The 12373-nt window shown below is 60.4% G+C and carries 12 protein-coding genes and 3 pseudogenes; 10 read left to right on the top strand and 5 right to left on the bottom strand.

What is annotated here, in order from left to right; genetic code table 11:
• Nucleotides 1-101: 101 nt before the first annotated feature.
• From QO002_RS26340 to QO002_RS26330, 3 genes and pseudogenes are all read right to left on the bottom strand, one after another.
• Nucleotides 102-320 (bottom strand): annotated as a pseudogene (locus QO002_RS26340) (cupin domain-containing protein); the annotation flags it as partial.
• A gap of 41 nt (nucleotides 321-361) precedes the next feature.
• Nucleotides 362-1390, bottom strand: a complete 1029-nt coding sequence (locus QO002_RS26335; RefSeq protein ID WP_307229877.1) for a fatty acid desaturase — start codon at nucleotides 1388-1390, stop codon at nucleotides 362-364.
• Between the two features lie 503 nt (nucleotides 1391-1893).
• Nucleotides 1894-2745: pseudogene (locus QO002_RS26330) on the bottom strand (LysR family transcriptional regulator).
• Nucleotides 2746-2838: 93 nt separating this feature from the next.
• On the opposite strand from QO002_RS26330, the gene QO002_RS26325 reads away from it, so the two are divergent.
• From QO002_RS26325 to QO002_RS26315, 4 genes and pseudogenes are all read left to right on the top strand, one after another.
• The gene (locus tag QO002_RS26325; RefSeq protein ID WP_307235558.1) at nucleotides 2839-3672 is read left to right on the top strand and encodes an SDR family oxidoreductase; all 834 of its coding nucleotides are present in this window, start codon (nucleotides 2839-2841) and stop codon (nucleotides 3670-3672) included.
• Between the two features lie 90 nt (nucleotides 3673-3762).
• Complete coding sequence (locus QO002_RS26320) at nucleotides 3763-3969, top strand: hypothetical protein (protein ID WP_307235557.1); 207 nt, start codon at nucleotides 3763-3765, stop codon at nucleotides 3967-3969.
• Nucleotides 3966-4283, top strand: a pseudogene (locus QO002_RS30975) (rhodanese-like domain-containing protein); the annotation flags it as partial. The gene QO002_RS26320 and the pseudogene QO002_RS30975, both read left to right, overlap by 4 nt.
• A 37-nt stretch (nucleotides 4284-4320) precedes the next feature.
• Nucleotides 4321-4812, top strand: coding sequence for a sulfurtransferase (locus QO002_RS26315; protein ID WP_307235555.1), 492 nt, complete (start codon nucleotides 4321-4323; stop codon nucleotides 4810-4812).
• A gap of 120 nt (nucleotides 4813-4932) precedes the next feature.
• Here the strand turns inward: QO002_RS26315 and QO002_RS26310 are convergent, their stop codons facing one another.
• A complete protein-coding gene (locus tag QO002_RS26310; RefSeq protein WP_307235554.1) occupies nucleotides 4933-5301 on the bottom strand; it encodes a winged helix-turn-helix transcriptional regulator in 369 nt (122 codons plus the stop codon).
• A gap of 99 nt (nucleotides 5302-5400) precedes the next feature.
• On the opposite strand from QO002_RS26310, the gene QO002_RS26305 reads away from it, so the two are divergent.
• The 5 genes from QO002_RS26305 (at nucleotide 5401) to QO002_RS26285 (ending at nucleotide 10614) form a co-directional block, all read left to right on the top strand.
• The gene (locus QO002_RS26305; protein ID WP_307235552.1) at nucleotides 5401-6516 is read left to right on the top strand and encodes an NADH:flavin oxidoreductase; all 1116 of its coding nucleotides are present in this window, start codon (nucleotides 5401-5403) and stop codon (nucleotides 6514-6516) included.
• Between the two features lie 312 nt (nucleotides 6517-6828).
• Nucleotides 6829-8061 carry an acyl-CoA dehydrogenase family protein gene (locus QO002_RS26300; protein WP_307235549.1) on the top strand — a complete coding sequence of 411 codons (1233 nt, stop codon included), beginning with the start codon at nucleotides 6829-6831 and terminating at the stop codon, nucleotides 8059-8061.
• Nucleotides 8062-8065: 4 nt separating this feature from the next.
• Nucleotides 8066-9133: a methionine ABC transporter ATP-binding protein gene (locus tag QO002_RS26295; RefSeq protein ID WP_307235547.1), complete on the top strand. Its 1068-nt coding sequence runs from the start codon at nucleotides 8066-8068 to the stop codon at nucleotides 9131-9133.
• The gene (locus QO002_RS26290; RefSeq protein ID WP_307235545.1) at nucleotides 9123-9782 is read left to right on the top strand and encodes a methionine ABC transporter permease; all 660 of its coding nucleotides are present in this window, start codon (nucleotides 9123-9125) and stop codon (nucleotides 9780-9782) included. Before QO002_RS26295 ends, QO002_RS26290 begins: the two co-directional genes overlap by 11 nt.
• A gap of 19 nt (nucleotides 9783-9801) precedes the next feature.
• A complete protein-coding gene (locus tag QO002_RS26285) occupies nucleotides 9802-10614 on the top strand; it encodes a MetQ/NlpA family ABC transporter substrate-binding protein (protein WP_307235542.1) in 813 nt (270 codons plus the stop codon).
• Between the two features lie 13 nt (nucleotides 10615-10627).
• Here QO002_RS26285 and QO002_RS26280 read toward each other — a convergent pair whose 3' ends face one another.
• A complete protein-coding gene (locus tag QO002_RS26280; protein ID WP_307235540.1) occupies nucleotides 10628-10849 on the bottom strand; it encodes a hypothetical protein in 222 nt (73 codons plus the stop codon).
• On the opposite strand from QO002_RS26280, the gene QO002_RS26275 reads away from it, so the two are divergent.
• Complete coding sequence (locus tag QO002_RS26275) at nucleotides 10836-12095, top strand: SfnB family sulfur acquisition oxidoreductase (RefSeq protein WP_307235538.1); 1260 nt, start codon at nucleotides 10836-10838, stop codon at nucleotides 12093-12095. The genes QO002_RS26280 and QO002_RS26275 overlap by 14 nt on opposite strands.
• Nucleotides 12096-12373: the final 278 nt, after the last annotated feature.

Here is a 12373-nt window from a genome sequence, read left to right as displayed (position 1 = left end):
AGCCTCGGCCCTAAGCAGCCGTACCCGGACGTGGAGCCCGGCCAACCAGCCGGGATTTGCGATTTGACGATGCTGGTTTGAAAACCCCGACCGACCTCACCTCATTTCGCAGGCGCAACGAGCGGTTCCCCTTTGCGAACAACATAAGTCGCCAGCTCCGATGCACTGCCAGTGCCCATATTCTTGGCCGCGTGAACAACACCAGCGGGAATGAAGAGCGTCTGTCCGGCAGAAAGGGTCACCGATTTGTGCCCCTCAAGTTCGTACTGCAGCGTCCCTTCGAGTACATAAGCTACCTCTTCTCCCGGATGGGAATCGCTCTCCTAGTTGATTGAGCGCCCTTCGTACTTTGAAGGCTAGATTAGATTCGACCTAAACGCTCATCGCGAAACGAGATGAGGCGTTGCCGAGCCTCGTCCCATAGGACCAGCTTAACGGCACGGAGGCTGTCCATTATCGTTATCCGGCCCATGTCGCTCAGTTCCGGATGATCTCTCAGAACTTCCGGCAACCTGTAGAAAGGCACTTTGCTCGACAGGTGGTGCACATGATGGATACCAATGTTTCCGGTGATCCAGCGTAGCGGCAAAGGCAAGACGTAGTGCGACGACCCATGGATCGCGGCGTGCGCAAACTGCCATTCCGGCGGCTTCGACCAGTGCGTCTCCTCGAATTGGTGCTGGATGTAAAACAGCCAGATTCCCGCAGCGCCTGCAAGAAGCACGATCGGCAAATGAACAATCAGAAACGGAACGACGCCGAGCGACCAGATCAGCAAAACGGAGATGGTTGCCACCACAGCGTTAGTCGCCATCGTAGACACCCAGGGCAGGGACCCCGAGCGCATCATTCCAATCGGCAAGCGCTGCTTGATCAGGAATACCCACGCTGGCCCTATCCCGAACATAATCAACGGATGCCGATACAGGCGATAGCCGAAACGGCCCCAACCTGACAGCGCCCTGTACTCCGACACGGTCAGTGTGGTGATGTCGCCCATGCCGCGCTCATCCAGGTTTCCGGCCGATGCATGGTGCTCGGCGTGCGCCCGCCTCCAATAGTCGTACGGTGTCAGCGTCAGTATCCCGATCGCGCGACCTGTCCAGTCGTCGAACCTGCGTCGGCCGAAAAACGAACCGTGGCCGCAATCGTGCTGGATCATGAAAAGGCGAAGCAGAAACCCGGCGGCAGGGATGATGAGGATCAGTCCAATCCAGTAGCCATAATGAACCGCGGCCCACGCTGATAACCAGAAGAACGCAAACGGGATGGCGCTGACTAGAAGTTCGAAAAGGCTGCGTCGGGGAGAGGGTTGACGGTATTTCGAGAGGGTCTTCAGCCAAGCCTTTTCGGCGCTGCCAAAAGCCACCTCAGGAGCGGGTGAGTTCATCAGTTGTCGTGTTCCTTAAATCGCTGGGAGTATATTGCGTCGCGTGTGTACACGGGGTTCATGTCCGGAGCTAGGCGAAAAGGAATTCGGATTTCAGCGCAGCCGCCCTAGCCTAGTAGCTTGCCTGGTGATGCATCTCATAGCCGAAGCTGTAGGTTTTACCCATTTCAGAAGTAAGTTGGATCGGTGGTCACACAGGTCCGTGGGTCCAATGCACTCCTAAGGGCCTCAGCAATTCCATCCCAGTTCAGGTTTGTCGACTGCACACATGGAAACGTTCTCCTTCATTGCATTGAGGTGAAAACGACCATGTGATCCCCGCGAGGCTTGGTTCAGGGGACGACGAGATATTGCGGCGGCGGATCGATCGTCTTGCCGGGGCCGTAGTTGACCAGATAGGCTTTGATCCAGATTCTCTTGCGATCGAGCCGAGCCGGACCCAAGGCTTAATTCTTGTAATGTCCGGAGCGCTATTAGCTCCATGAGCTTAGAAGGAGATTTTCTCAATTCCCGCGTCGATAGCGCAGCGTCTCGACAATCAGGGCGAAGGCCGGCGACGGCTGACGACGGCTTGGATAGTAGAGATGATAGGCAGGCCGGAGAGGACACCAGTCTTCCAGAACCCGGAGCAATCGGCCATCGCGCAGCTCGGCTTCCACCGTGTCTTCGGGCACGTAGGCGACGCCGAAGCCACTCAAGGCGGCCTGCCGCATCATGAACCCCGTGTTGAACGCGGTGCGCCCCTGTACCCGCGCCTTCATGTCACGGCCGTCCTTGGCGAAATCCCAAATCCAGAAACCGCCATGAGTGGGCAACCGTAACCGGATACAATCGTGGTCGAGTGCGCCGACAATTGCGAAGCGGAACGGCGCGCAGATCGGCACCGAGATCATGTCCTTGTCCACCTGTTCGCCCAGACGAACGCCGGCGTCGTAACGTTCGGCCACGATGTCCTTGAGGCCATAGTCGCTGATAATCTCCACACCGATGTCGGGGTATTCGACGAGGAGTGGCTGGAGACCCGGCCACAGGATGGTTTCGGCGGCATGCTCCACCGTGGTGATGCGCACCGTTCCAGAGGGCTTGTCGCGCAATTCGCTGAGGGCCGCGATCTCGGATTCGATCTCGTCGAAGTGCGGCCCGATCCGGTCAAGCAGTCGCTCGCCTGCTTCAGTGAGCGAGACGCTGCGTGTGGTGCGGGTCAGCAGTCGCATGCCAAGACGGGCTTCGAGGGTCCGGACCGTGTAGCTCTATGCGGACTGCGAGACGGACAGCTGGGCGGCTGCCTTGGTGAAACTCTTTTCGCGCGCGACCGCGATAAAGGCGAGGTAATCATTGATGTTGTCGCGGCGCATTCATAAACCTGTTTTCTCAGTCCTTGCAGATAATACCATCTAATCATCAAATCCGGTACGGCTTAATCTCCTTCCACAATGAAGGAGAAATCTATGAGAAAAGTTTGGATCATCACTGGTGCCGGGCGCGGCATGGGCCTGGATTTCGCAAAGGCCGTATTGGCCTCGGGCGACAACCTCGTGGCCACTGGCCGCAATCCTAACCGCGTCGCCAAGGCGATCGGCCCGTCGGACAACCTGCTGGTCGTTACCCTCGACGTTACCAAGCCCGGCGATGCGGAAGCGGCCGTCAAGGCGGCCGTCGAACGCTTCGGCCGGATCGACGTCCTGGTCAACAATGCCGCCAGCTTCTATGCGGGCTACTTCGAGGAACTGACGCCGCAGCAGATGGACCTGCAGCTGGCGACCAGCCTGGTCGGCCCGATGAACGTCACCCGCGCGGTCTTGCCGGTCATGCGCAGGCAGGGCGCGGGAAAGATTGTCTCGATCTCGTCGACGGCGGGTATCATGGGCTTTGAGTTCTGCACGGCCTACTCGGCGTCGAAGTTCGGCCTAGACGGCTGGATGGAAGCGCTGCAGACCGAAGTCGGCCCCTTCGGCATCGAAACAATGATCGTCAATCCCGGCTTCTTCCGTACGGAATTGCTGACCGAGGAATCGACGCAATACGCACCGGCATCCGTGCCGGACTATGCCGAGCGCCGCGAGCAGCAGATCGCGTTCTGGAAGGGTGCCAACGGCCAGCAACAGGGCGACCCCGCCAAGCTGGCCAAGGCGCTCACTACCTTGGTCAACCTGCCCGAGTTGCCGCGTCGATTCGCAGCCGGCACTGATGCGGTCGGCCTGATCGAGCAGAAGATCGCCCTGCTACAGCAGCAGATCGACGCACACCGCCAGCTGTCCAGTTCGCTTAATCTCGACACGTAACCCGCACGCATCGACGCTCCTGTCGAATCATGACTGGGCGCTTCACACGCTCGGTATCCCCCCCCTTTGTCTTCGATCAGAGGATTTTCCATGTCTGTTATCCGCCGCCTGGCCATCTTCTCTGCCACCATCCTGCTCGCGATGCCGACCCTAGCGTCGGCCAACCGCGCGACCTTCCCCAAGGATTTCGACAGGTTTGGCTGGTACCAGGCCCTCGCGGACAGGCCGGCGGTGATCCGTGGCTATGACATCCCTGATTTCACGACCCCAATCCCGCAACCCGAGGAGCGTCCATGAGTTTCGGTCCCATTATATCCACCGACGAACTGACGGCATCGCTCGGCCAACCCGATCTCCTTGTGTTCGACACGACCAAATACCTGCCGAACGAACCCGGCAACGGCTACGCCGATTATCTGCAGTCGCACATTCCGTCTGCCCGTTACTGGAACTCGGATCTTGTGTCCGACCCTCACAGCACCTTGCCGTCGACCGTGCCTTCAGCGGAGGACTTCGCCACGGCTGCTGGCGGACTCGGCATCGGTCCAGGCGTGCGGGTGGTGTTCTACGATCGCAAAGGGCTTTCGACGGCTGCTCGAGCGTGGTGGCTTCTGGGATTGTTCGGTTTCGACGATGCGGCCGTTTTGGATGGCGGTCTGCCGAAATGGCAGTTGGATGGTCATCCTGTCGAGACAGGTGAGCCCGCCCCCTTGCAGCCCTCGAACCTTCGTTCCTGCTTTGAGGGCAAAGCGCCTACGCGGCGTTGGCGATCTGCTCAACAATCTCGAAAGCGCTGCAGAACTGGTGCTAGATGCCCGACCGGCCGGTCGCTTTGCCGGTCAGGGCGCCGAGCCGAGACCCGGCATCCGGTCCGGCCATATTCCCGGCAGTCGGAGCCTGCCTTATACCAAACTGCTCAATCAGGATGCCACCTTTCCCAGTCCCGCCACGCTGCGGGAGCGCTTCGCCACGGTTGGTGTCGATGGCTCGCAGCCCGTTGTCACCACCTGCGGCAGCGGAGTGTCTGCGGCCATTCTAACGCTGGGACTTCGTCTTGCCGATCTGCCTGTCGGAGCGTTGTACGACGGGTCTTGGACGGAGTGGGGCGGCCGGTCGGATACGCCGGTCGAGCAAAGCTAGACAGCTGATCGGGATAGCCCTGTTTTCGTTTGCGGCACCTGGATATCTCGCAATCAACGGCACGAGGAGGAGCGATGTATATCTGGTGCACCTCTCAGCAATCGGTTGCGCCCTGACCAGTCAGGCTGCGGCCTTTTGATCGAATTGCTGTCGTGCGGCCTCAATTTCCTGCATTTTTTCAAGCGTCCAGGAGTAGACGGACAAAAGCCGAGGCTGGAGGGAGCGACCGAGGTCCGTAAGCTCGTACTCCACGGCCACCGGTGACACCGGAATGACCCGCCGTTCGATCAGACCATTACGCTCCAGACGTCTCAGGCATTGCGTTAACGACTTCTGCGTGACGCCTTCAAGCTGCCGCTTGATGCCATTGAAGCGCACGGGGCCGGAATTAAGCACGGTAATGATCATCATAGACCACTTGTCAGCGATCTGTTCGAAGATAAGGCGGCTTGGGCAGTTGACATGAAAGTCCGGGGTAGCGGCGCACATGATGGTTTCCTCAAAGATACCTGGGCGACTTGAAGTACCTTCTTGACGCCTAGGTATCTAGTTTATACCTAATCCGGATCAACGACAATGGAGCGACGAATGCACACTTCCACCGATGTCCTGTTTGAGCCCTTCCGCGTGAAGTCGCTTGCGCTTCCCAATCGCATCGTCATGGCGCCGATGACGCGCACGTTTGCACCGGAAGGCATTCCGGGGACTGCGAATGCAGCCTATTATCGCCGCCGGGCCGAAGGTGGTGTCGGGCTGATCCTGTCGGAAGGTACGGTGGTCAACCGCCCGTCTTCGCGAAACGAGCCAGGCATTCCTTTTTTTCATGGCGATGCGGCACTTTCGGGCTGGAAGCATGTTATTGATGCGGTTCATCAGGCCGGTGGCCGAATGGGACCTCAGCTCTGGCATACGGGATCGACTGTCGGCATGAGTGGCTGGCAGCCGGCCAAACCAGTTGAAAGCCCATCTGGTCTTTTGGCTCCCGACCAGCCGCGCGGGATCGAAATGTCCGACGAGGCTATTGCTGATACAATCGCTGCGTTTGCTCAGGCTGCTGCCGACGCCAAGCGACTGGGCTTCGACACCATCGAAATTCATGGCGCGCATGGTTACCTCATCGACGAATTTTTCTGGAGCGGCACGAATCGGCGAGGCGATCGTTGGGGTGGAGCATCCATCAAGGAACGTTCGCGCTTTGCGGCGGAAGTCGTAGGTGCGATCCGCGCTGCCGTTGGCACGGAATTTCCGATCATCCTGCGCGTTAGCCAGTGGAAACAGCAGGATTACTCGACGCGTCTGGCGGAAACGCCGGACCTTATGGCCGATTGGCTCCAGCCGCTGGTCGATGCTGGCGTCGATATTCTGCATTGCTCGCAGCGCCGCTTCTGGGAGCCCGAGTTTCCCGACATCGATGGCGAGAACGGTCTCAACTTTGCTGGCTGGGCAAAAAAGCTGACGGGTGCCGCAACCATCAGCGTCGGATCGGTTGGTCTCTCCGGAGAATTTCTGAAAGCTTTTGCGGGCGAAAGCTCGACCACTGTCGGGATCGATACGTTGCTGACCCGCATGGAGCGGAATGAGTTCGACCTGATCGCTGTCGGACGCGCCCTGATCAGCAACCCCGATTGGACAAACAAAATCCACCAGGGCGACACAGCGAACCTGAAAGGCTTCAGCGCTGGCGAACTGGCAGAGCTCGTGTGACATCGCCTACGGGCCGGGGTTGACCGGCCCGTACCTCGCATCGGCAGCCTGCCAGGTACGTGTGACCTAGGGGCTCGATTCCCAGCGAGGCCTCGGCATCGACCTTCCCTGTACGGATCGATGGTCACAGCGCGGCTGGCAGGCCAAACGAAAACGGCTCCGCTTGGATGAAAATCGGAAGATCATTCCGGAAAATAGTACATATAAATCATAGAATTTCTGTATTTATGCTCGCCGCCGCTTACGATGAGGGCCAACATCGGATGCGACAGGGTTACATGCTTCGTCGCAAGTGAACAGGCACATGAACGAATGACGCAGCTGACATACGCCTGGGGTGCAACCCCGGGAGAAGACTATGATGCCCTGGTGGCGCCTTTTCGGCCGATTTTTGCCGAGATAGCCAAGGAGGCCACGCGACGGGATCATGAGCGGGATCTTCCGCATGCCGCGATCCAAAGATTGAAGGAAGCGGGTTTCGGCGCCGTGCGACTGCCGCGCGAACAGGGCGGACGAGGAGCGTCGCTGCCGCAGTTCTTCAGCGTGCTGATCGAGTTGTCCGAAGCCGATTCCAATGTGACGCAGGCTCTGCGTGCCCATTTCGGCTTCACCGAAGACATCCTGAATTCGAAATCTCCGGAGCGGCGCGCCACTTGGTTCGAGCGCATCGCGCGCGGCGAAATCGTCGGCAGCGCCTGGAGCGAAGTTGGCGCGGGCGCAGGTCTCGATCGTTTTTCCACGGAGGTCATGGAGAAAGACGGCAAACTTTTCCTCAATGGGGCGAAATATTACACGACCGGTTCGCTGTTTGCCGACTGGATCGATGTCGGGGCATCTAATTCTGCGGGAGAGGGTGTTGCAATCGCTGTCAGGCGCGATGCCGATGGCGTGGAGGTGATCGACGACTGGGATGGCTTCGGGCAGGTGCTCACCGCCAGCGGCACGGCGACGTTCCGCGATGTTGCCGTCCTGCCGGATCAGGTCATCGTCGATGACGAGCGCTTCAAATACGGCGCCGCCTTCTACCAGCTTGTGCATCTGGCGACGCTGGCCGGGATCGGGCGTGCGATCACCAATGATGTGGCCAGGGCTGTCGCCGAGCGCAAGCGCACCTATACCCACGCCGCTGCATCCCGCTCCAGCCAGGACCCGCAGGTGCTGCAGGTGGTCGGGCGCATCCGGGCTGCGGCCTATGCGTCCGGGGCGATCGTGCTTCAGGCGGCAAATAGTCTGGAGCGTGCTTTCGAAGCGCATTTTGCCGGATCTCCCGAAGCTGAGGAGGTCGCGAATGCCCTTGCCGAGCTTGAGACGGCGCAGGCCCAGACGGTCGTCTCCGATCTGATCCTCGATGCCTCGACACTGCTCTTCGATGCACTTGGCGCATCCGCGACGAAGAAGCCGGCCGGTCTCGACCGGCACTGGCGCAATGCCCGCACGCTTGCCTCCCACAATCCGCGCATCTACAAGCATCGCATCATCGGCGATTTCGCCGTCAACGGCACGCCGCCGCCCTATCAGTGGCGCATCGGCGCGAGTGCGGGGTGAACCGATGATCAGGCTCGAAGGCATCACCAAAAGCTTCGACGGCAAGGATGGCCCGGTTTCAGCGCTGGATGGCATCGACCTTTCCGTCGCCAAGGGCGAGATTTTCGGCATCATCGGTTCGTCCGGTGCCGGCAAGTCGACGCTGGTGCGGCTGATCAACCTGCTGGAACGCCCGACCGGCGGCGATGTCTTTGTCGGTGGCGAGCGGGTAACCGATGCGAAGGGCGAGCGGCTGCGCAACCTGCGCCGGTCGATCGGCATGGTGTTCCAGCATTTCAACTTGCTGAGCGCCCGCACGGTCGCCGGCAACGTTGCCTATCCGCTGGAGCTGACGGGGCAGTACGGCAAATATGAGATTGCCGAACGGGTCTCGCAATTGCTGGCCCGCGTCGGCCTGACCGAGTATGCTGACAAATACCCGCGCCAACTTTCCGGCGGCCAGAAGCAGCGGGTCGGCATTGCCCGGGCGCTGGCCTGCGAGCCGCAGGTGGTGCTCTGCGACGAGGCGACCAGCGCGCTCGATCCACAGACCACCGGCTCGGTGCTCGATCTGCTGCGCGAGATCAACCGCGATCTCGGCGTGACCATCGTGCTCATCACCCATGAGATGGACGTCATCCGCCGCACCTGCGATCGAGTGGCCGTGCTCGATCGCGGCACGGTTGTCGAGCAGGGTACGGTCGTTGATGTCTTCCTCCACCCGCGCCATCCGGCGACACTGAAGCTCGTGCGCGAAGCCGAGCCCGACGGCGGATGGCTGGAGACCGCGGCAGCCGCCGATCTCGGGGGACGTACCGCGCGGCTGACCTTTACCGGCCCGACGGCCCACAAGCCGATCCTCGGGCGCATCGCCCGCGAAAACCTGGTGGACTACGGTATCCTCGCCGGCCGCGTCGGACATATCCGCGAAACGCCTTACGCCCAGTTCATCGTGTCCCTAAGCGGCCGCGACGTGGCGGGCGCGATTGCCGGCCTGCGCGCCAGCGGCGTCGATGTGGAGCTGCAGAGGGACGCGGATGAGTTCCCGCCCGTTGGCATGCAGCTTTCGGAAAGGGCGCTCCATGTCGTTTGAAAATCTTTATTGGGGCGATATCGGTGCGGCGCTTGGCCAGACGCTTGCCATGGTCGGCGGTGCGTTGCTGCTGACTGTCGCCGTCGGCCTGCCGCTTGGTATCCTGCTTTACCTCACCGGGCGCCAGCAGCTGTTTCACGCGCCGGTCGCCTATGGCAGCCTGTCCTTCGTCCTGAACATCATCCGTTCGGTGCCGTTCATCATCCTGCTGATCGTGCTGATGCCGATCACGGTCATCGTCACCGGCACATCGCTCGGTATTCGCGGCGTCATCTTCCCGCTTGTCGTCGGCACCTCTCCCTTCTTCGCTCGCCTCGTAGAAACGGCGCTGCGGGAAGTCGATCGCGGCATTATCGAGGCGAGCCTCGCCATGGGGGCCTCCACGTCGCAGACCATCCTGCGCGCCGTCCTTCCCGAAGCTTTGCCGAGCCTGCTGGCTGCGATCACCGTCACGGCGATCGTGCTCGTCGATTACACCGCCATGTCCGGCGCAATCGGCGGCGGCGGGCTCGGTGATCTTGCCATCCGCTACGGCTACCACCGTTTCCAGACCGAAATCATGCTGGTCTGCGTCGCGATCCTGATCGTCTTCGTCCAGCTTATCCAGGCAGGCGGAAACCGCCTCGTCACCCGTTTTTCCCGCAAATGACCAGCGCTAGGAGGACCACATGCGCATCCTGAAATCACTGACCATCGCAGCCGGACTGGCACTCGCCGCCATTGGCTCGGCCAAGGCCAACGAAACCCTCGTCGTCGGGGCGACCGCGATCCCACATGCGGAAATCCTCGAATTCCTGAAGCCGATCCTTGCCAAGGACGGGCTCGATCTCGATATCCGCGTGTTTACCGACTACATCCAGCCGAACGCCCAGCTGGTAGATGGCGAACTCGACGCCAACTACTACCAGTACCGGCCGTTCCTCAACGATTACAACAAGCAGCGCGGCACCGATCTCGTTCCGATTGTCCCCGTGCATATCGAGCCCTTCGTCGCCTATTCGACCAAGATCGACTCGGTCGACAAGCTGGAGGACGGCGCGACCGTCGCTATTCCGAATGATCCGGTTAACGGCGGGCGCGGGCTGCTTCTTCTGCAGAAGCTCGGCCTGATCAAGGTTTCCGGCAAGCCGGAACTGACCTCGCCGGACGATCCGCTGCCGACCATCAAGGACGTGGTCGAGAACCCGAAGAACCTGAAGATTATCGAACTGGAATCGGCGCTTCTGCCGCGTGCGCTGGGCGAAGTCGATCTGGCGGCGCTGAACGGCAACTACGTCTTTGAGGCCAAGCTCGACATTACCAAGTCGCTGCTGATCGATCGTGGCCAGGATGGTTACAACGTCTGGAGCGAGTACCTCGTGACCCGTCCCGAAAACAAGGCCGATCCGCGTGTCGCCAGGCTCGCCAAGGCGCTGAACAGCCCCGAAACCCGCCAGTTTATCGAGGACCGTTACAAGGGTCAGGTTGCTGCCGCCTTCTAGGACCAATCGCCCTTCAGCCCATGCGGGCCTGTAAATGGCGCTTTCCCGCGCTTCCGGTGCTCAGGTAGTTAAGTACGCTGCGCTCCGGGTCGAGGAAAAACACTATTTTCCGCTCGGCACGAATGACGATTGGTCCTAAAGAATAGCCTCCCAAGGCTGGCCGGACCATCATCTTAGGATGTGGCCCGGCCGTTTGTTTTTCCAAATGAGAGAAGATGATCATGACGCCGATCACTGCGACCAGCCTTCCTTCAAGCCCCGCTCCCGGTGAACCCGGCTGGTTGCCGGAACCGCCATCGTCCCCGGCGCATGTGATTGCCGATGATGCCGAGGCCCTTGCGGTCGCCGAACGCCTGAGACCGCTCTTTGCGGCGGAGGTGAAGGAACGCGACAGGGAGCGGCGCCTGCCGTTTGCGGAAGTCGATCTATTCTCGCAAAGCGGTCTTTGGGGTATCACCATCCCCAAGGCCTATGGCGGCGCCGGGGTCTCCCAGGTCACGCTTGCCAAGGTTTTCGGGACGCTTGCTGCGGGCGATCCATCGCTGACCCAGATCGCCCAGAACAGCTTCGAGATCATCGACGTCATCCGCCAGACGGGAAGCGAGGAGCAGAAACGCGACCTGTTCGGCGCAGTGCTGGCGGGTAAGCGGCTCGGCAACGCCTTCTCCGAATTCGGCGGCAAGAATGTCGAGGCTTTCGAGACGAAGCTGGTGCGCAGCGGAGATCACTTCACGGTCTCAGGTCGCAAGTTCTATTCCACCGGCGCGCTCTTTGCGCATCTGGTGCCGGTCGTCGCCCTTGACAAGGAAGGCCATGTCGTCGTCGCAGTGGCGGATCGTGACGCTGCAGGGCTTGAGGTCGTCAACGACTGGTCGGCCTTCGGCCAGCGCACGACGGCAAGCGGAACGGTGACCCTGGACGCGGTGGCGATCCCGGAAGCTCGAGTCCTGCCGGCCCACATCGTCTACGAGAACCAGAGCGCCGTCGGGCCGCAGAGTCAGTTGATCCACGCGGCGATAGACGCCGGTATTGCCCGCGGCGCGATCGAGGCGACCATCGATCTCGTGCGCAACCATGCCCGCCCGTGGATCGACAGCGGTTCGGACAAAGCAGGCGACGATCCCTATACGATTGCCGCCATCGGCGACCTGAAGATCCGCCTGCATGCGGCGGAAGCTCTGCTGGAACGGGCAGGGCGGCAGCTCGATGAGACCATTGCCGATGTCAACGACGAAACGATAGCAAAGGCCAAGATCGCGGTCGCCGAGGCAAAGGTGCTGACGACCGAGGTAGCACTTGCCGCCGCCAACAAGCTGTCCGAGCTTGCCGGCACGCGCTCGACGCTCGGTGTCCACAATCTCGATCGGTTCTGGCGCGATGCGCGCACGCACACGCTTCATGATCCCGTGCGCTGGAAATTCCATGCGATTGGCCAGTATTATCTGAACGGCGTGCAACCGCCGCTGCATTCCTGGATATGAGAATGCACGTTCTTGTTTTAAGGCTGAGCATGCCAGTTGCACGTTGCCGAAAGGCTGGATGTGAATGTGGCGCAAGCCGTGCGCCATAAGCACTGGTCTCACTCTCCTGAGATGGCCGGCTGGGTTAGTTCCCACTCAAAACCGTTGATGTTAGGAACGTTCATCAAGCCAGTTAGCGGTTGCTGTTGTTGTCCTTCTTCGACGAAACGCTCCGAATTGGCTTTTGCTAATCGCGGATCAACCAAGAGAACGATTTTACCAAAAATAATATATAAAAA

The sequence above is a fragment of the Pararhizobium capsulatum DSM 1112 genome, from assembly GCF_030814475.1.
GTDB lineage: Bacteria > Pseudomonadota > Alphaproteobacteria > Rhizobiales > Rhizobiaceae > Pararhizobium > Pararhizobium capsulatum.
The sequence above is the reverse complement of the archived record's forward strand: the minus strand, read 5'-3'. Positions and strand labels throughout refer to the sequence as shown.

Excerpts from the sequence above, each read along its gene's own strand:
- QO002_RS26335 (WP_307229877.1), bottom strand. The coding sequence starts at position 1,390 with ATGAACTCACCCGCTCCTGAGGTGGCTTTTGGCAGCGCCGAAAAGGCT.
- QO002_RS26325 (WP_307235558.1), top strand. The coding sequence starts at position 2,839 with ATGAGAAAAGTTTGGATCATCACTGGTGCCGGGCGCGGCATGGGCCTG.
- QO002_RS26320 (WP_307235557.1), top strand. The coding sequence starts at position 3,763 with ATGTCTGTTATCCGCCGCCTGGCCATCTTCTCTGCCACCATCCTGCTC.
- QO002_RS26315 (WP_307235555.1), top strand. The coding sequence starts at position 4,321 with ATGGCGGTCTGCCGAAATGGCAGTTGGATGGTCATCCTGTCGAGACAG.
- QO002_RS26310 (WP_307235554.1), bottom strand. The coding sequence starts at position 5,301 with ATGTGCGCCGCTACCCCGGACTTTCATGTCAACTGCCCAAGCCGCCTT.
- QO002_RS26305 (WP_307235552.1), top strand. The coding sequence starts at position 5,401 with ATGCACACTTCCACCGATGTCCTGTTTGAGCCCTTCCGCGTGAAGTCG.
- QO002_RS26300 (WP_307235549.1), top strand. The coding sequence starts at position 6,829 with ATGACGCAGCTGACATACGCCTGGGGTGCAACCCCGGGAGAAGACTAT.
- QO002_RS26295 (WP_307235547.1), top strand. The coding sequence starts at position 8,066 with ATGATCAGGCTCGAAGGCATCACCAAAAGCTTCGACGGCAAGGATGGC.
- QO002_RS26290 (WP_307235545.1), top strand. The coding sequence starts at position 9,123 with ATGTCGTTTGAAAATCTTTATTGGGGCGATATCGGTGCGGCGCTTGGC.
- QO002_RS26285 (WP_307235542.1), top strand. The coding sequence starts at position 9,802 with ATGCGCATCCTGAAATCACTGACCATCGCAGCCGGACTGGCACTCGCC.
- QO002_RS26275 (WP_307235538.1), top strand. The coding sequence starts at position 10,836 with ATGACGCCGATCACTGCGACCAGCCTTCCTTCAAGCCCCGCTCCCGGT.